The following is a 17,631-nucleotide window of genomic DNA, read 5'->3' as shown; positions in this document are numbered from 1 at the left end:
GCATTTGTGCACGTTTTGAGGGGGCAAAACGCGCACAAATGCGATCTAGTTGGGAGGGTTAGTTGCGGGCTACGGGCTGCCGCAGGATTGTCTTGAGCTTCTCCGGAGCAGTCCGCCGCGCGTCGGACAGATAGATCTCGTGATGTTTCCCTGTGGGCCGAAGACGGTGCGAGGGCATGAAGTCCTTGTGCATTTCTTCCAGAACCGGGCCCTCGGCATCGTATGGGCCTGTGTGCAGGGTCTGGACGCATAGTCCCTCATTCATCGAGGCCAGCCGCAGCGACTCCAATGCCGGCGCTCCACCCTTGGTACGTACGGCCTCCACTGCAGCGTCGACGTGCCCGGGGGTGATCCAGTCAGGCGTCATGATCATCATGGTCCAGTCCCAACGGGACTTATCCCGTTCCGTGGTGAAGCTGGCCATGTCCTCGGACCACCACAGACCTTCCAGCGGCATCACGCCGTAGTCCCGGCCGAGTTCCTGCTTGCTGAAGAACTTCAGCTTGTACGCGACCGGATACAGCGTCTCCAAGGCATCCCCGTAAGCCTGGGCGGTGTTGGGATCGCCGTGGCCGTCGATCATGAGGAATTGCAGCTCCGGTACCTTGACCAGTGCGAACGTTCCAGCGGTGGCCTTGTAGCTTGTGATCTCCTTCTTGAAGTCGACCTTGGTGTTGGACTGTGTGCCCACCGCTCCTCCTCGATGCAGGTCATCCCCCGCTTCGGCGTTATCCACAGATGTTATCCACATTGTGAGTAACTTACATACGTGTAGTTAGCACCGCAAAGGCCAGCCGACGGGTGAAATAGGGCAGATATCCCCCGTTTGGCATGTGTTGATCCACATCTGTGGATAACTTTGTCCCCTGTGGGAGGCTATTTGTGGACAAGAGAGGCCCTGAGGGCAGGGGTGTGGAAAAAGATGTTAATCCGCCTGTTAATAAGCGCCTATCAACAGAGTTATCAACACTGTTAATAACTTACAGTCGTGTAGTTTCGGACCTTCTGCGGGCAGTGAAGCCTGCCATGACAAGGGTTTCCGCCGCTATACCCACAACTTTTCCCCATCTGTGGATAACTTGTGAGCGACTCGTTGTTGTTAAGTGGGTAACTGTGTCAGGACGTCTTCCAGGTGCTTGTTCGAACGCCGGCGAACAAGCACAAGCTCGGGTGGATGAACTTTGCCCGAATGAACCTGCAATATCCACAGCCTCGTACACAGTGGGTAAAACCCGGTTACTACTGCCGGGTAGCCCGGAGAACGCGCCAGTCCGGGGCTTTTTGCGCCAGTTCCGTGGATGTCCACAGAAGTTATCCACGGCTGTGGATAAAGTTACTCACTTTCTGTGGAAGGTAAGGACGCTGTCGGGCACCCGCTGGGCCTTGGCGGAGTTCTCCAAAGCCCGCGGAGCTGGTTCGAAGCCTGCGGAGCGCTCAGTTCCAGACGCCCGAGGAGCCGCGTCGATGGCTGTCCACCAAGTGGGTGTCGATGATTCCCACAGCTTCCATGAGGGCGTACATGGTGGTGGGGCCGACGAAAGCGAAGCCTTTCTTCCGGAGCGCTTTGGACAACGCTATGGACTCGGGCGACGTCGTGGGAATGTCCGCGAGGGTTTTGGGAGCGGGCGTGTCGTCGGGCTGAAATGACCAGACAAAGTCAACCAGCCCACCTTCCTCCCGGAGGGCAATGGTGGCTTTGGCGTTGGTGATCGTCGCACGTATCTTGAGGCGGTTCCGAACGATGCCCGCATTCAGCATCAACCGCTCCACATCAGCCTCGGTAAAGGTGGCCACGCTCTCCGGATGGAAATCAAGGAAGGCCTCCCTGAACGCTTCCCTCTTCCGGAGGATGGTGGCCCAGGACAGACCGGCTTGGAAGCCTTCCAGGCTGATGCGTTCATATAGCCCCTGCTCGTCCCGGACAGGCATTCCCCACTCATGGTCGTAGTAAGCCTGCATCAAGGGATCCGAAGCTGCCCACACAGGCCGGGCCAGGCCGTCCCCGCCAATGACCGTGCCGTTGTCCGCGGGATTCATTCGTAGCTCCTTTTGGCTAAGTGTGGAAAACCCGGCATTGAATTTTTCCCGTTGGGGATATTGTGCCCGCGGGCTACGACATCCCGGTGACGCGCATGGTGATGTTGATGCGGCCGTGGGAAAGACCGCAATCCGAGGGAGCCGTGCCGGAGTGGACCTTGGGGATGCCGTGGTAGGCAAATCGCGATGGCCCGCCGAACACAAACAGGTCGCCTGACCGCAACTGCACGTCTTCATAGGGTTTGGTACGGGTCCGGGTGTTTCCGAACCGAAATACGCAGGAGTCGCCAATGCTGATGGACACCACAGGCGCATTGGACCGTTCGTCCTTATCCTGATGCATCCCCATTGCCGCGCCATCGCCGTAGAAGTTCACCAGTGCAGCGTCCGGTGCGTAGCCCTCGGCCAGGCCGCTCAGGGAGGCGTCATGGACCAACTCCGGTGCATATGCCTCTGAGACTGCCTTCTTGCCCAATCGAACCATCCAGTCGGGGAAATCGAGGACAGGGCGGCCGTTGACGTTTGTTGCTTCCCGCGTGTACTTGTACGGCTGCCAGTGCCAGCCCAGGCATACGGTCTTGACGGACATCTGGTGGCCGCCCGGCAACGTGGCCGCACGCAGCGGCACCGGACCCTGTGTCCACTCCCCAAACCGGGCCACGATCCAGCGCTGTTGCTCATCGGTGAGCCAACCGGGAACGTGCACTGCGCCGGGTGCGACCAGACGCGGGCCGGAGTGGCTCCCCTGCGGCTGGACGAGCTCGACCGGGAACAGGGCGTCCTCGGTCATGCCGCGGCCTCCAAGGTCAGGAGAGTTCGTTTCGCTTCCGCGCCGCCGAGGTACCCTCCGTAGGTTCCATCGGTACGGACCACCCGGTGACATGGCACGATGACCGGCAGAGGGTTGGTGGCGCAGGCTGTGCCGACCGCCCGGACTGCGTTGGGGCTGCCCGCTGCCCTGGCCACCTGCGAGTAGCTCTCCGTGGTTCCATAGGCAATGTGCGGCAGATGATGGAGGACGTCCAGGCGGAAGCCGCGCGAGAGGCTGAAATCCAACGGGAGGTTGAACGTCCGGCGCTGGCCGCTGAAGTATTCATCGAGTTGGCGGGCGGCTTCGTCCAGCAACCCGGGAGCCTCAAGGATGCGTGGGCTGACTGTGTTGGAAAGCTGTTGAAGTACCGACGCGTGGTCTTCGAGTTGGAAAGCTACCCGGAGCATGCCCCGTGCAGTAGCGGCCAAGAGGAGCCTTCCGACCGGTGACTCCACCACCCGGTAGGCGATATCCAGGGAGTGGTCTTCCCACGCCGCACGGGCCAAGCGGGCACGAAGGGCTACCAGTGAAGCTTCCAGCCCGGAGTCCAAGGGCTTCAACATGGTGCCCACATCGGGTTCCTGTTCCACGGAGGTCATCCGGGTACTCCTCTCAAAGCAGTCGGCAATAGAACGGTGGGTGAAGGCCGGCCGAGGGTAGCCCGGAGAGCTTTGATGCCGTCCGCTGCTGCCCGGCGGGCAGCGTCCGGAGTTACGCCCACAAGGGCCGCAACGTCCTTGTAAGGAAGCCCGACAAGATAGTGGTAGGCGATCGCCTGACGTTGCTTCGGCGGCAGCTGACCGACGGCGTCCAGTAGTTCCGCCTGCCTCTCATCCGGCACACCCAGGCTTGAGGGCACATCGGGCGTTTGCTGTACCGGCACCGGTCTCCGAACCGACGCGCGGAGGATGTCGATGCATTTCCGATGGGCAATGGTCACAAGCCATGCCTCCGTATTGGCATCTGCGGGTAGGTTTCCATAGGCCTTCAGCGCTGACAGGAAAGTCTCGGACCAAGCATCCTCGCCGTCGTGAATGCCAACAATGGCCCGGCACACTCGCAGGACCGTGGCGCCGTGTTCTTGGACGACGGTTTCGAACGGCTTCTTTGGGGGTGCCGGGGGAATTGGCCCCATCAGAAGAGCTTGCTCTCTTTGACAGCCGCAGGCTCTTCCAATTCCAAAAGGAATCTCTTATTGTCCAAGCCGCCCGCGTAACCAGTGAGGCGGCCCGTGCTTCCCACCACGCGGTGGCACGGAACAATGATGCTGAGCGGATTGCGTCCCACTGCGGAGCCCACCGCCTGGGCAAGGTGGGGATCGCCGAGTTCGGTTGCCAGTTGCCCGTAGGTGACCGTTTCCCCGTAAGGGATCAACTGCAGGCGATGCCAGACTTTTTCCTGGAGCTGGTTTCCCCGCACTTTGAAGGGCACCTCGAAGTGTGTTCGGTTCCCGTCCAAGTACTCGGCCAATTCGGCTTCCGCCCGTGAGAAAACGGGATCCCCGCCAGCGACCAATGAGCCAAAGTAATCCGCAGGCGGCAGGTGCCAATGGCCCTCGTAGAAAATGCCCGTGAGGAACTGCCCGCTGGCAGTCAGCGTCAACTGCCCCAACGGGGAATCCATGGTGGTGTGCCTGGTGCTCATACCCTGTAGACGTTCACGGGCAGGAAAAGGTGAGGTGGGACTTTCCCGGCGGCGTCAGGACCGCCAGCGCGTGGTCATCAGGAAGCCCACGATTGCGATGCCGAAGCCGGCCACGATGTTCCACGAAGCCCAGTCCCGTACCGGGAACTGACCTTCGGTGATGTAAAACGTGATGATCCACAGCAGGCCGAGGATCATCAGGCCGAACATCACCGGCTTGAACCACACGGGGTTCGGCTTGTACTGCTGCGCTGCGGAAGTCTGCTGCTCCTGACGGGCAGGCCGCTTGCGGGGCTTGGACTCGGGCACGGATCCTCCTTGGCTGATGCAACTAAACCCGTAACGGCATGCCTTGGTATCCTGCAGGAAGGAAAATTCCAGCGGTCAACGGCCACGCGGCATTCCGGGGTGGTACTAGCTGTCAAGTCTAGCCGCAACCAAGGGGCCGCCCGCGCCGCCCGCGCCCCCTGAAACGAGGAGATCCCGTGGCGCACCAGCAGTCGTCAACCACTGCTGTGGCGCCCCCTGCCCAGAACCTGCGAAAGAGACCACCGCGCAGGAAGACCGGACCGATGGACGTTATCCGCAAGATCATCCAAATTCTGGGCGAGCTCCTGATCACCGCAGGAATCGTCCTGCTTCTCTTCGTTGCCTGGGAGCTGTGGTGGACCAACGTCGAGGCAGACGCCAAGCAGTCGGAGGCGGTAAGGAGTTTCGCGCAGGAACTCTCCGGTCCCGTGGAGCCGGCGCCCGCCCCTGCTGACTACGGTCCTCCGGTGGTTTCAGCAGCCCCGGGGTACGGTCAAACAATCGGCATCATGTACATCCCGCGCTTCGGTCCGGGTTACACGCGCCCCATCATCGAGGGAACCGGTTCCGATGTGTTGGACACGCTGGGCTTGGGCCACTACGGAAGCACCAGCATGCCCGGCGCTGTGGGGAACTTTGCGGTGGCAGGCCACCGCCAGACCCACGGAGCCGTCCTCGACAGCATCCACACCCTGGTGCCCGGGGACAAGGTCTACGTCCAGACCAAGGACGGCTACTACACCTACGTGTTCCGCAACAACCAGATCGTCCTCCCGAGCCAAACCGACGTGCTGCTGCCCGTGCCCACCCAGCCGGAGGCCACTCCCACGGAAAGCTTCCTGACCATGACCAGCTGCAATCCCCGCTTCGGGTCCCAGGAACGGATCATTGCCTACTCCATCCTGGACAGTTGGCAGCCTTCCTCAGCCGGCCCGCCGTCGGAAATTGCCGCCCAAGTAGCCCAGGCCCAAGGAAAGGGGTAACCGGTGTACGCATGGATATTCCGCAATCTTCCGGGCCCTTTGTGGGTCCGGATCCTGACATCAGTGGTACTCGTGGCGGTAGCCGTGATCCTGATGATCGAGTTCCTGTTCCCTTGGGTTTCCCAGTTCACCACCTTGACCGACTCAACGATTGGTTCAGTGCAGCAGCCATGAGCACAGCAAAAATCCTGGTCGTGGATAACTACGACAGCTTCGTTTACACCCTTGTTGGATACCTTCAGGAGCTCGGGGCCGAGACAACGGTCGTCCGGAACGACGACGTAACCCTTGCCGAAGCGAAGGAGCTCGCCGCAGCGCGCGACGGGGTCCTGATCTCACCGGGCCCGGGCACGCCGGCGGAAGCCGGCGTCTGCATCGACCTCATCAAGTGGTGCGGCGAGAATGGCAAGCCCATGTTCGGCGTGTGCCTCGGCCATCAGGCACTTGCGGAAGCATACGGCGGAGTCGTCACGCACGCCCCGGAGCTTATGCACGGCAAGACGTCACCGGTCCGGCACGACGGCAAGAGCGTCTTCGCGGGCCTGCCCTCCCCCGTCACCGCAACGCGCTACCATTCGCTTGCCGCGGTGCGTGATTCCATTCCCGACGTCCTGGAGGTCACGGCCGAGACCACCAACGGTGTAGTGATGGGCCTGCAGCACAAGACGGCACCTCTGTGCGGAGTCCAGTTCCACCCGGAATCCGTGCTCACCGAGGGCGGCTACCAGATGCTCGGCAACTGGCTCGAGTCCCTGGGAATGCACGGCGCAGCCGAACGCGCTGCCAAACTGAGCCCGCTGATCCAGCACTAGCAAAGCCGGCACTGACTGTCGCGGGCCGGCAGCCGGAAGCGTGCGTCAAAGCGACGAAGGAGCAGCACGCGGAGGCTGGCGGGCGCGACCGTCAGGGCGTCCCTAGTCCTTCTTGGTGGGCGTCGGCTTCGGCTTGTCCGTCTCCGTTGGTTTGGAAGTTGGTGTTGGTTCCGGGGCGGGCGCCTTGGCCAGCGTTACCGTGATGGTCTTCCCCTGCTCCACTTCGGTGTTGGCGGCATCGCTCTGGGCCGTTACCTTGCCCGGTTCAACCTGTGTATTCTCCTGTTCGACGACGGCCATCAGCAGGCCGTTTTCCTTCAGGAGAGCCTCCGCCTCGGCTTGGGTGAGGCCGGCGAGCTGGGGCATCAGGACGCGTCCGGAAGACACCTGCAGCTCAACGTTGGAGCCGGCTGCAATGGGTGCGCCCGGGGCCGGTCCGGTGGTGATCACCAAGCCGAAGGGCACCGTGGGGCTGTGCGTCCGGACGGTTGAAATGGCGCCGGTAATGCCAAGACGCTTCAGGTAGTCGCGGGCATCGGATTCCGTCCGCCCTGCTATGTCCTTGGGGATGGTGACCGAGCTGGGACCGCTGGAGATGTTGAGCACCACTTCGGCGTTCTGTTCCAGCATTGCTCCCGCATCCGGGGACGTGCCTATGGCCATGTCTTTCGCCACGGTGTCGCTCGCTACCCGCGTGGTCTTGGGAACCAGCTTGGCACCATAGAGCTCTTGGAGAGCCTGTGATTCGGACATATTGGCCACCGCAGGTACGGCAACTTTGGCGGGTGCCGGCGGCGCCGCGTTCACCACGCTGTAGATCCAGAACCCGGCCCCGGCAAGGACCAGGATGGTGAAGATTGCCAGGGTTGCCGCCCAAGCACGACGGCGGGACTTCTGCCGCGCTGTACGCTCGCGTTCCGGCGGGAGGCCGAGCGGAAGATCGTCATCCGCCTGCCTGAGGGCATAACCCTGTGGTTCTGCGTAGTCGGCGTGCTCGGGATCGTCATTGATCTGGTCGACGTTGAGGAATCCGACGGCGGTGGCGCTGAGCAGCTGTGTGGAGGGATTGTCGTCGTCCACGAGGTCGTTGGGGTCCGTGGGTGCCTCGCTGGCCGGAACGGCAGGTACAGGGACGCCGTTGCTGGCCGCCCTCAAGGCGCGGCGGAATGCAGCGGCATCCTGGAACCGGTCGTCGCGGTTTTTTTGCAGGGCCTTGGCCAGGACGGAGTCCAATGCCTTGGACACCTCGGGGTTGTGGATGCTGGCCTTGTCCGGGGTTTCCCGAACATGCTGGTATGCGACGGAGACGGGACTGTCACCAACGAACGGCGGCCTGCCGGTCAACAATTCGTAGAGCAAACAGCCAGCCGAGTAGAGGTCGCTCCGCGCATCGACTGTTTCGCCGCGGGCCTGCTCCGGGGAAAGGTACTGGGCAGTGCCCACAACGGCCTGGGTTTGGGTCATGGTCGCGGAAGAGTCAGCCATTGCCCTGGCGATGCCGAAGTCCATGACCTTGACCTCGCCCGTATCGGCGCAGACCATCACGTTGGCAGGCTTGATGTCGCGGTGGACGATCCCCGCCCTGTGGCTGTATTCCAAGGCCGACAGGACTCCCAGGGTGTAGCCGATGGAGCCCTCGACCGTCAGTTCCTTGGCCTTGATCATGTCCCGCAGGGTGCGTCCTGCCACGAATTCCATGACGATGTAGGGAACTCGCACGTCCTCGCCGGGTCCGCCCGGGATGGAGTATTCGCCTGTATCGAAGATGGCCACAATGGAGGCATGGTTCAGGGCAGCGACTGCCTGGGCTTCGCGCTTGAACCGGGCCTGGAACTGGGGGTCCCGGGCGAGGTCGGCGCGCAGTACCTTCACCGCTATGGTCCGTCCCAGCAGGGTGTCCGTCCCGCGGTAGACATCAGCCATCCCGCCACGACCGATCAGCTCACCCAGCTCATAGCGGCCGTTGAGGATGCGTTGCTCAGACACAGGTGTGCCCTCCTCCCGGTGTGCAGGACCCTGCCGTGACGATGTCATAACTGACTACTTAGTTGCTCGGGCGGCCGCTGGGGCTGCCGCTGGAGGTTGACGGACTGGTGGGCACAAGGGACCGGGAGAGGAAGTACGTGACGGTAGAGCCTTCCTCAACTTCGGTTCCGACGGCAGGAGATGACCTGACGAAGGTGTTCGGTGCCTGGCCGACGGCACCGTTGACGGGATCTCCCGGAATCCAGCGGAGGCCGGCGCCTTCGAGGGTGGCCCGCACCTGCGCCTCGCTGGCACCCGGAGCGATGTTCGGAACCTGGACGGTGGCGGGCTTCTCGGGTCCCTTGGAGTACTTGACGGTGATGGTGGTGCCGGGGTCGACAGGACCGCTCGGGTTCACGTCCGTAACAATCCCGACGGCGGCGGTGTCACTAAAGACCTCTTGGCCGTTGACGCCAAGGCCGAGGCTCCGAAGAGCCGCGCTTGCCGTTTCAAACGGCTGGCCCAGGTACTCTTCCGGAATGACATTGACCTTCTGAGGTGTGGTCTGGGTTGGCGAGGGCGACTGGGAGGTTTGCGTGGGTGTGGGCGTTGCCGAAGTTGACGACGGCGTCGATGTCCGGCTGGGGCTGGACGATGTGGATTCACTCGGAGAAGGGCTCGGTGAGAAGAACCCGGACTGCGAAATCAGGAATCCAACCAGGGCGAAGAGAACCAGCAGGATCAAAGCCACCAGAGGCCAGGTCCAAGGACTGCGCTTCTTGCGGTCGGGCTCAGCGTCGTCGTAATTGTCGTCGTCGCTGTAGACCACTTCTTCGTCATTGAGCTGACGCTCGGCCTCCAACGCGTTGGCCCGGGCCAACGGGTTGTCCGATGACGCCGCGGAAGCAGCCGCGGCGCCTGCAGCGGCCCCGGCGGCAGCTGCGCCGACCACCGGAAGTGCGGAAGTCGCCGTCGTCGATTGCTCTTTTCCGAAAGGTGAGGCAACGACGCCGGTGGGTGCCGTGGCAGTGTTGACGGGTGCAGTGATGGGACCGGTTGAGTCCTCGAAGAGGAGCATTCCGGGCACGGCGGCGTGGGCGGTGGCGATGTCTCCGTTACGGATCGCTTCCGCGGCCTCGGCCAGTTTGATGGCGTTGGCGGGACGGTTCTTGGGGTCCTTGGCCAGCATGGACATCAAGAGTGCGCGCACAGGCGTCGGCAGCGTCTCCGGAAGCGGCGGTGGAGCGTCGTTGACCTGTGCAAGGGCGATCGCGATCTGGGATTCGCCGGAGAACGGACGGTGCCCTGTGAGGCACTCGTAACCGATGACGCCCAGGGAGTAAATATCCGAGGAGCCCGTGGCGGTCTGCCCGGTGGCCTGCTCCGGAGCCAGATACTGGGCGGTGCCCATGACCTGTCCGGTCTGCGTCAGCGGCACTTGGTCGGCCAAGCGTGCGATGCCGAAGTCCGTGACCTTGACCCGGTTGTCCGGGGTGATCAGGAGGTTGCCCGGCTTGATGTCGCGGTGCACCAGGCCCTGTGCGTGTGCCACCGCCAAGGCGCGTGCCGTCTGGGAAATGATGGAAAGCGTCATGTCCGGAGACAGCACCTGCTCGCGCTCCAGGATGGCGCTCAGCGGGTGGCCGGGGACGAGTTCCATGACCAGGTACGCCGAACCGGCCTCCTCGCCGTAATCGAAGACGTTGGCGATGCCGATGTGGTTGAGGAGGGCGGTGTGCCGTGCTTCAGCGCGGAAACGCTGGAGGAACCCGGGGTCGCCCGTGTATTCCTCCTTGAGCACCTTAATGGCAACGATCCGGCCCAGAATCTGGTCCTTGGCCTTCCAGACCTCGCCCATGCCGCCAATCGCAATGCGACTGGTCAGCTGGAACCTGCCGCCGAGTGTGATTCCCGAAGTAGGCCTCACTTATTCAACACCGCCTCAAAAATCTTCTTTGCGTTCGGACTGGTTAGCTTTGAGCCGCTGAGCACATCCACACCTTCCATGACGATGGTGACGGCCACTTGCGGGTCGTTCGCCGGGGCAAACCCGGTGAACCATGAATTGTTCAGGCCTGAATCACCGAGTTCGGCGGTGCCGGTCTTGCCGGCCACCTTGACTCCCGGGACGGACGCGCCGTTGGCGATCCCGTTGTCCACGGCGCTGGTCATCCATTCGGTGATCTGGCTGGCGATGGGTTCAGTGGTGCTCTTGCGGAGGGTTTCGGGCTTGGTTTCACTGATGACGCGAAGGTCCGGCGCCCTGACGGTCTTCACCAGGCTGGGCTTCATCTGCGTTCCGCCGTTGGCGATGGCCGCAGTCATGAGGTTGATCTGCAACGGCGTAGCCTTCACGTCGCGCTGTCCCACCGAGGACTGGGCAAGTTGTGCCTGGTCAAGGTCCTTGGGGAAGACGCTCTGGGCCATCTGGAGCTTGAGCTGATCGCCGAAGTTGTCACCAAATCCGAACTTCTCAGCCTGCTCCCTGATGGCATCCTGGCCGAGGTCCAGGGCGATGCTGGCAAAAGGCGTGTTGCAGGACTGCTCAAGGGCGAAAGAGAACGACGCCGTCTCCCGGACGTTGCAGTTGCCGCCGGCATAGTTGGGGAGACTTGCGCTGGACCCCGGAAGCGGAAGGCTGGCCGGATTCGGCAGCTCGCTGTCTTTGTTGTACTTGCCCGAGTTCAGCGCCGCTGCGGTGTCGACGAGCTTGAAGACCGATCCCGGCGACAGCAGGTTGCCCGTGGGGCCGCTGACGTTCTGGTTCAGGTTGATGCCGGGAATCTGGTTCAGCTCGGTGTAGTTCGCCTGCGCAGCCTTGGTGTCGTGGGTGGCGATGAGGTTGGGATCGTAGGAGGGCTTGGACACCATCGCCAGGATCGCTCCGGTCTTGGGGTTCGTCACCACAATGGACCCGCGCTGGCCGTCAGGAATCAAGTCATAGGCGAGCTTTTGGATTTCCGGATCAAGGGTCAACTCAACGGACGCGCCCTTGGGCTCGTTGCCAAGGAACATTTGGCTGACGCGGTCCAGGAAGAGCTGGTCCGAGTTGCCGGCCAGGGTGTCGCCCATCGACTGTTCCAGGCCGGTGGAGCCAAATCCCTTGGAGAAGTAACCGGTGATACCGGCATAGAGTTCCGGCTCCGTGTACTTCCGCTGGAAAGCACAGGATTCCGTCCCTGTCACCGACTCGGCAATGGGCTTCCCGTCCACGATGATGGCGCCGCGGTCGTTGCAGAAGGACGCCAGGATGGCCCGCTGGTTCCACGGGTTGGCGTTGAGCTCGTCAGCGCCGATGACCTGCACGTAGCTGATGGCACCGAAGATCAGCGCGAACATGGCGACGGCAGCCATCCATGAACTCCTAATAGCCTGGTTCATTGCTGCTTCACCGCCTCTGTTGGTGCGCTGGGTGTCTGTCCGGTGGCCGGCTTGCGTGCGGCCGGAGTGCTGCTGGTTGCTGGAGGTTTAGTGACCATGGGGGTGGTATCCACAGGGCCACGCGCCGTGTTGGAGATCATCAGCAGCAGGCCGACGATGATCCAGTTGGCCAGCAGCGAGGAGCCGCCGGCGGCAAGGAACGGCGTGGTGAGGCCCGTGAGCGGAATGAGCCGGGTAACGCCGCCGATCACCACGAAGCACTGCAGGGCGATGGCGAACGACAGCCCGCAGGCCAGCAGTTTTCCAAAGGCATCCCTGGTGCCGAGGGCAGCGCGGAAACCGCGCGTGAACAGCAGGAGATAAAGCATCACCACGGCAAACAAGCCGATGAGTCCCAGTTCTTCGCCAATCAGCGCAACGATCATGTCGCTGTTGGCAAAAGGAACCAGGTCCGGCCTGCCTTGGCCGAGGCCGGTGCCCACCAGGCCGCCGTCGGCCATGCCGAACAGGCCTTGTACGATCTGGCCACTGCCGCCGGGAGAACGTCCGAAGACTTCCGGGGTGAAGGCATTGATCCAGCTGTCGATGCGGAAAGCTACGTGGGAGAAGATCCGCGAGGCGATGAAACCGCCGCCGAGTATGAGGGTGACACCAATGACCACCCATGAGATCCGGCTCGTGGCCACGTAGATCATCACGATGAACAAGCCGAAGAAGAGGATGGAGGAGCCAAGGTCGCGCTGGAAGACCAGGACGCCGATGCTGACCAGCCACGCGGTGATCATGGGGCCAAGATCCTTGAAACGCGGGAACTGCATGGGGCCGATCTTCCGGCCGGCCAACAGGATGAGGTCGCGGTTGGAGGATAGATACCCTGCAAAGAATATGGCCAGCGTGATCTTTGCGATTTCGCCCGGCTGGAAGGTCATGGGCCCTACCCGGATCCACACCCTTGCACCAAGGATTTCCCCGGCGGAGATGCCGGGAATCAGTGGAAGGAGCAGCAGGAACGCGCTCACTGCCAATGAAATATAGGTGAAGCGACGCAGGATCCGGTGGTCTTTGAGGAACCAGATCACCGCGATAGCTACCGCCATGGCGATGAGGGTCCACCGGAGCTGGTTGTTTCCCGTGTCGTCGCCGGGGGCATCCATGCGGTGGATGAGGGCCAGGCCCAAGCCGTTGAGTGCAACGACAATTGGAAGTATTACTGGGTCGGCATATTTAGCCCGGAGCCTCAGGACCACATGGAACGCGAAGGCAGCTACAGCCAGCAGACTCGACTGGAACCAGAAGTCATTGTCCAGGCCCGACTCGGAGTTGATGCTGACCAGGGCGCTGGCGCCGATACCCACCGCCAAAGCCAGGACGATGAGAACCAGCTCAACGTTCCGGCGGGGCTTGGGGGTGATGTCTGTTTGGCTCATTTTGCCGCCTCACATGGAGTCGGGACGGGCGAGGGCGTTGGGGTGGCAATCGCTGCCGTGCTGGGGACAGGGACGCTTGCAGTTGGCGAAGGCGTGGCCGTGGCAGAAGGAGAAGGACTGGGGCAGTTGGCCGAGGCGCTGCCGAAGTTCTTCAGGTTCTCCACGATGCGTTGGGCATCGTCCAGATCGCCCGCAGGCACGGTTTGGCGCACGCTCTGCTGGCCGTATTCGGGCAGCGAGTCAACGCGCAGGTCCGTGACGGCTTCAAGGCGGGAGAGCTGGATGGGTCCCAAACGCTGGGAAATGCCATTGAAGATGGCTACGCGCTGGTCGAACTCGCCCACGTAGTAACGGGTCTGGGTCCAGGCGTATCCCAGCCAAAGACCCACCACAACGCCCAGGACAACCACCGCAGCGACGGCCGGCATGAGCCAGCGGAAGCGGCGGCGGGGCGGTTCCGGCAGTTCCAGACGGTCCTGCTCCGCTTTGTGGGTCAGGACGGTTGCTGCCCGGCGGGCTACCGTACGGCCCGCGACAGTTGGAATGGAGCCTTTCTCGGCCGCAGTAGCAGCGGCGCCCACGAGCAGGTGCGGGCGGCTGGCCAGTTCCTCCCGAAGGACCTCGGCCGAAAGGTGCTCGCCGAGATTGGGGTCGGTGGTGGCAGGAGGTTCCTTAGAGTCCTCTGTAGCTTCCGCAGCATCGGGCTTCGTTGACGGGCTGGTCCGGTCAGGTTGCTCTTGTGCCGACCCCGGAGTCCCTGAACTGAAGGAGGACCCGGCACCGGCGTCCTTCGCGACGGAAAGCTCTTTCTCTCGCTTCTTGGAAGCCGCGGAATCCTCGGCGTCCTCCGCCGATTTGCTGGCGGTAACAGCGTCCGGTTCGTCCCGCGGGGTGGCCCCGGCGGACGGGACGATGTCCACGGCGGCAGTTGCGACGTCGTCGTCCGTTTCTTCCGCGATCTCGAGCATCACCACGGTGACGTTGTCCGGTGCGCCGGCCTCGAGAGTGAGGTCAACGAGGGTTTCCACGCATTCGCGGAGGTCCTTGATCTCCCGGACCATCCGCTCGACGACGTGGCCGGCCACGTAGTTCAGGCCGTCGGAGCAGAGCAGCCAGCGCTCACCGGGCTCGACGTCGAGGACATCAAGGTCCAGTTCGGGGCTGGCATCGACGTCGCCGAGGACGCGCATGAGCACGTTCTTGTGCGGGTGTGTTTCCGCTTCTTCCGGCCGCAGCCTGCCTTCGTCAATGAGGCGCTGAACGAACGTGTGGTCGATGCTGATTTGCTCGAACTTCTTGTTGCGGAGCCGGTAGGCGCGGGAGTCGCCGATGTGCGCAAAGTGCAGCTTGCGTCCCTCGAGGAGGAGTGCAGTGACCGTGGTGCCCATGCCTGACAGTTTGGGATTCTGGTGCACCAGCTCGGACAACAGCGAGTTGGCGGTCTGGATCTCGTCCGCGAGGACGGTATCGGCGCCGTCCGGGTAATCGTCGTGGTCCAGGTGGATCATGTCCAGCACCGTGGACGCAGAGGCGACGTCGCCTCCCGCGTGACCGCCCATGCCATCGGCAACCACGGCAAGATGACGCCCCACGTAGGCGGAGTCGTCATTCTTGGAGCGGATCCGTCCGACGTCGGAACGCGCGGCGTAACGCATGATGAGGGGGCGCTCCGCCGGTGTTTCGTTGCCTTCGGTGGTCTCGGTAGAGGCCATGGACTACGGCCTCAATTCAATGACCGTCTTGCCGATTCGCACGGGGACGCCAAGCTCCACCGGCAATGCGCGGGTGAGCTGCTGATCGGCCAGGTATGTGCCATTGGTGGAGCCGAGGTCCTCAATGAACCAGCGGCTGCCCTGCGGGAACAAGCGCGCGTGGCGGCCTGAGGCGTAATCGTCTTCGAGGACCAGGGTGGCTTCCTGGGCGCGGCCAAGCAGGATGGGGCTGGCAGCGAGCGGGACCGTGGTGCCCTTCAACGGGCCCTCGGTGACTACGAGGTTGCGGGCGTGCTGGATGGCCGGCGGCGGTGAAGCTGCCAGTTCGGGGTGCTTACGGACCTCGCGGGCTGTAGGAGCGCCGGTCACGGCTTTGCGGCCGATCTGGAAGTCCCGCCGCATGGTGGACACAATGCTGAAGATCAGGACCCAGAGCAGCAGGAGGAAACCGAAGCGAAGAGCCGTGATTGTCAGTTCGCTGATGTCGTTCACGCGTTGCCACCCGGGTTCTGGGGGAGAAGGCGGAAAATAATCTTGGTACGTCCCATCGTGATGGTTGAGCCGTCAGTGAGTTCCACGCTGCCGTCCACTTTGTGCCCGTTGACATAGCTGCCGTTGGTGGACCCAAGGTCGACGGCCCACGTGGTGCCGTTTTGGGTGCGGACCTCAAGGTGCTTCCGGGAAACACCGGTGTCGTCCACCAGGATGTCCGCTTCAGAAGAGCGGCCCAGTACTACGGACTGGGCGTTGAGGGAATAACGCTGGCCACCGATGTCCAGCACAGGCTGGAGGCGGGTTGGCTGACGCACGGGAGCGGCGGGGACATTCGGCCGGGGTGCCTGCTGGGCGCCTCCGGATTTTTCTGTCCTCGAGGCGATTTCAAAATGGCCCGCACGTTCTTCTTCATTGCGGCGGAAGGAGATCCTTACCGGCCCCTGAAGCGTGTAGCCCTGGCTGCGGACGTGCTGGATGACTACATCGCACAGTTCCTCGGCAAGGGGAGTGCCCCACTCCTGCGCCCGGGCGAAGTCGTCATTGCTGAGGAGGACGTCGAAGACGTTGGGGGCGAGTGTCCTGCCGGCGGCAATGGTGATGGACTGGTTGTCCAGCTCCCGCCGCAATTTGCTGGCGATCTCCACCGGCTCAACACGCGCCCGCGATCCCGTGGAGAAGACGTTGCGGACAGCCTTTTCAATGCCCCGCTCGACTTTGTCCAGCAAGCCCATGGTCCTTCTCCTTTCCTGATCGCGGCACCCGTTGTGCCTGGTTTGCAGACTGTAGGCGCACACAGCAAAGTGAGCGCCAAACGGCCCTTCTCTTTCCCGATACTACTTGGAGTGACTGGGAATGGCCTTAATCCACAACGCCGTGCGGCCCGGAAAAGTTCACTCCTTGCCTGTGCTGGCGGGGGAGGAAGGGATCTGATTTTTCTCTCTGTTAAAGCCGTTGAAGCCCGTGTTTGGTGGCTGAACCCGGGGTGCTGATCGTCCGTCCGGGTTGCCCGCGATGGCCGATTGGTGTTTTTCCCACGGTGTCCGTTATGCTTGATCTCGCTGCTTTTGAAGGAAGCGAAGCCGGAATGCCGGTGAGCTTGTGGAAAAAGAAGTTGCGCGCGAGTGGCGGAACGGCAGACGCGCTGGCTTCAGGTGCCAGTATCCGAAAGGGTGTGGGGGTTCAAATCCCCCCTCGCGCACGCAATCAGAAAGAGCCCCGGTCTTAGGACCGGGGCTCTTTTGTTGTGCGCGCACCTTTGTCGTGTGAGCACCCAACTGTGTAGCAGTTAAGCGCGTTTAGGACGCTCTAAACGCGCTTAAATGCGACCTGGTTGGGTGGGGCGGGAGGTTAGCCGCGCGCCGAAGTCCTGAGCCGGCGTCGTGAGTTGCTCAGGTGCATGCGCATGGCTGCCGCGGCAGCGGCCGGGTCCGACTCTGCGATGGCCGCATAGATGGAGGCGTGCTCGTGCACCACGTGGGCGAAGTGTTCGGGGGAGTCAGGTTCGTCGCTTGAGACCAGGCGGGGGCGCGGCATGGTGATCATGGTCTGCCCCAGCGCGTCGATGCAGTCCATATAGAAGGGATTGCCGGACGCCGCCGCGACCGCACGATGGAACTCGTAATCGGCCTTCATCGCGTGGGCCGGATGGCCGGAACCGGCAGTGAACTGCTCGAGCGCCCCGTGTACGGCCTTGAGTTGGCGGTCCGTGCGGTGTTGCGCAGCGAGGGCGGCGGCTTCAGTTTCGACGCCGATGCGGAAGTCGAGCATCTGGAGCCGGTCTTCGAGGCTGGACACGGCACGGGCGCCCGGGGCCTGGGCGGGCGCGTCGGCAGGCGGGGTCAGCGCGAAGCTGCCCCGCCCCCGTTCGGTTTCCACAAGTCCCTCGGCCTGCAATCGCGTCAAGGCCGAGCGGACGACGGTCCTGCTCACCCCGAATTCGCTGATGAGCGTATTTTCGCTGGGAAGCTTCTCACCTGGCTGGATGACGCCGTCGACGATGCGGTTGCGAAGGTCGGCGGCGAGGTCCGCGGTCAGGTTCCGGCTCATGGCTTCAAG

Annotated in this window: 18 protein-coding genes and 1 tRNA gene; 4 read left to right on the top strand and 15 right to left on the bottom strand. The window is 62.8% G+C overall.

Features of this window, described 5'->3' with window-relative positions; genetic code table 11:
- Nucleotides 1–58: 58 nt before the first annotated feature.
- From OCL88_RS04575 to OCL88_RS04545, 7 genes are all read right to left on the bottom strand, one after another.
- Nucleotides 59–691, bottom strand: coding sequence for a GyrI-like domain-containing protein (locus tag OCL88_RS04575; protein WP_264961757.1), 633 nt, complete (start codon nt 689–691; stop codon nt 59–61).
- Nucleotides 692–1,434: 743 nt separating this feature from the next.
- Entirely contained in the window at nt 1,435–2,037 is a 603-nt protein-coding gene (locus tag OCL88_RS04570) for a DNA-3-methyladenine glycosylase I (RefSeq protein WP_264961756.1), read from the bottom strand.
- Between the two features lie 73 nt (nt 2,038–2,110).
- Nucleotides 2,111–2,827, bottom strand: coding sequence for an alpha-ketoglutarate-dependent dioxygenase AlkB family protein (locus OCL88_RS04565; protein WP_264961755.1), 717 nt, complete (start codon nt 2,825–2,827; stop codon nt 2,111–2,113).
- Nucleotides 2,824–3,447, bottom strand: coding sequence for a methylated-DNA--[protein]-cysteine S-methyltransferase (locus OCL88_RS04560; protein ID WP_264961754.1), 624 nt, complete (start codon nt 3,445–3,447; stop codon nt 2,824–2,826). The genes OCL88_RS04565 and OCL88_RS04560 overlap by 4 nt, the downstream gene beginning before the upstream one ends.
- A complete protein-coding gene (locus OCL88_RS04555; RefSeq protein ID WP_264961753.1) occupies nt 3,444–3,983 on the bottom strand; it encodes an RNA polymerase sigma factor in 540 nt (179 codons plus the stop codon). Before OCL88_RS04555 ends, OCL88_RS04560 begins: the two co-directional genes overlap by 4 nt.
- Entirely contained in the window at nt 3,983–4,492 is a 510-nt protein-coding gene (locus OCL88_RS04550; RefSeq protein WP_264961752.1) for a methylated-DNA--[protein]-cysteine S-methyltransferase, read from the bottom strand. The genes OCL88_RS04555 and OCL88_RS04550 overlap by 1 nt, the downstream gene beginning before the upstream one ends.
- Before the next feature lie 54 nt (nt 4,493–4,546).
- Nucleotides 4,547–4,801: a cell division protein CrgA gene (locus OCL88_RS04545; RefSeq protein ID WP_021473186.1), complete on the bottom strand. Its 255-nt coding sequence runs from the start codon at nt 4,799–4,801 to the stop codon at nt 4,547–4,549.
- Nucleotides 4,802–5,064: 263 nt separating this feature from the next.
- Here OCL88_RS04545 and OCL88_RS04540 point away from each other — a divergent pair, with 263 nt between their 5' ends.
- The 3 genes from OCL88_RS04540 to OCL88_RS04530 are packed head-to-tail and all read left to right on the top strand — an operon-like array spanning nt 5,065 to nt 6,596.
- Nucleotides 5,065–5,784 carry a class E sortase gene (locus tag OCL88_RS04540; RefSeq protein WP_264961796.1) on the top strand — a complete coding sequence of 240 codons (720 nt, stop codon included), beginning with the start codon at nt 5,065–5,067 and terminating at the stop codon, nt 5,782–5,784.
- A 3-nt stretch (nt 5,785–5,787) separates the two neighbouring features.
- On the top strand, nt 5,788–5,958 hold the full coding sequence (locus OCL88_RS04535; protein WP_021473188.1) for a hypothetical protein: 171 nt from the start codon (nt 5,788–5,790) through the stop codon (nt 5,956–5,958).
- The gene (locus OCL88_RS04530; RefSeq protein WP_264961751.1) at nt 5,955–6,596 is read left to right on the top strand and encodes an aminodeoxychorismate/anthranilate synthase component II; all 642 of its coding nucleotides are present in this window, start codon (nt 5,955–5,957) and stop codon (nt 6,594–6,596) included. The genes OCL88_RS04535 and OCL88_RS04530 overlap by 4 nt, the downstream gene beginning before the upstream one ends.
- A gap of 102 nt (nt 6,597–6,698) precedes the next feature.
- Here the strand turns inward: OCL88_RS04530 and pknB are convergent, their stop codons facing one another.
- The 7 genes from pknB to OCL88_RS04495 are packed head-to-tail and all read right to left on the bottom strand — an operon-like array spanning nt 6,699 to nt 16,307.
- Nucleotides 6,699–8,630: a Stk1 family PASTA domain-containing Ser/Thr kinase gene (gene pknB, locus OCL88_RS04525; protein ID WP_031216761.1), complete on the bottom strand. Its 1,932-nt coding sequence runs from the start codon at nt 8,628–8,630 to the stop codon at nt 6,699–6,701.
- Nucleotides 8,631–8,640: 10 nt separating this feature from the next.
- Nucleotides 8,641–10,488 (bottom strand): protein kinase domain-containing protein, encoded by a 1,848-nt coding sequence (locus OCL88_RS04520; RefSeq protein WP_264961750.1) that lies wholly within the window; start codon nt 10,486–10,488, stop codon nt 8,641–8,643.
- A complete protein-coding gene (locus OCL88_RS04515) occupies nt 10,485–11,942 on the bottom strand; it encodes a penicillin-binding transpeptidase domain-containing protein (RefSeq protein ID WP_031216762.1) in 1,458 nt (485 codons plus the stop codon). Before OCL88_RS04515 ends, OCL88_RS04520 begins: the two co-directional genes overlap by 4 nt.
- A complete protein-coding gene (locus OCL88_RS04510; RefSeq protein ID WP_264961749.1) occupies nt 11,939–13,369 on the bottom strand; it encodes an FtsW/RodA/SpoVE family cell cycle protein in 1,431 nt (476 codons plus the stop codon). The genes OCL88_RS04515 and OCL88_RS04510 overlap by 4 nt, the downstream gene beginning before the upstream one ends.
- Nucleotides 13,366–15,081, bottom strand: coding sequence for a PP2C family protein-serine/threonine phosphatase (locus OCL88_RS04505; RefSeq protein WP_264961748.1), 1,716 nt, complete (start codon nt 15,079–15,081; stop codon nt 13,366–13,368). The genes OCL88_RS04510 and OCL88_RS04505 overlap by 4 nt, the downstream gene beginning before the upstream one ends.
- Before the next feature lie 3 nt (nt 15,082–15,084).
- Nucleotides 15,085–15,564 carry an FHA domain-containing protein gene (locus tag OCL88_RS04500; protein WP_031216763.1) on the bottom strand — a complete coding sequence of 160 codons (480 nt, stop codon included), beginning with the start codon at nt 15,562–15,564 and terminating at the stop codon, nt 15,085–15,087.
- 5 nt (nt 15,565–15,569) lie between these two features.
- The gene (locus OCL88_RS04495; RefSeq protein WP_021473196.1) at nt 15,570–16,307 is read right to left on the bottom strand and encodes an FhaA domain-containing protein; all 738 of its coding nucleotides are present in this window, start codon (nt 16,305–16,307) and stop codon (nt 15,570–15,572) included.
- 384 nt (nt 16,308–16,691) lie between these two features.
- Here OCL88_RS04495 and OCL88_RS04490 point away from each other — a divergent pair.
- Nucleotides 16,692–16,774, top strand: a tRNA-Leu gene (locus OCL88_RS04490).
- Nucleotides 16,775–16,923: 149 nt separating this feature from the next.
- Here OCL88_RS04490 and OCL88_RS04485 read toward each other — a convergent pair.
- Nucleotides 16,924–17,622: a FadR/GntR family transcriptional regulator gene (locus OCL88_RS04485; RefSeq protein ID WP_021473197.1), complete on the bottom strand. Its 699-nt coding sequence runs from the start codon at nt 17,620–17,622 to the stop codon at nt 16,924–16,926.
- Between the last annotated feature and the right edge of the window lie 9 nt (nt 17,623–17,631).

It is taken from the genome of Paenarthrobacter sp. PAE-2, assembly GCF_026013155.1.
GTDB classification, from domain to species: domain Bacteria; phylum Actinomycetota; class Actinomycetes; order Actinomycetales; family Micrococcaceae; genus Arthrobacter; species Arthrobacter ureafaciens.
The sequence above is the reverse complement of the archived record's forward strand: the minus strand, read 5'-3'. Positions and strand labels throughout refer to the sequence as shown.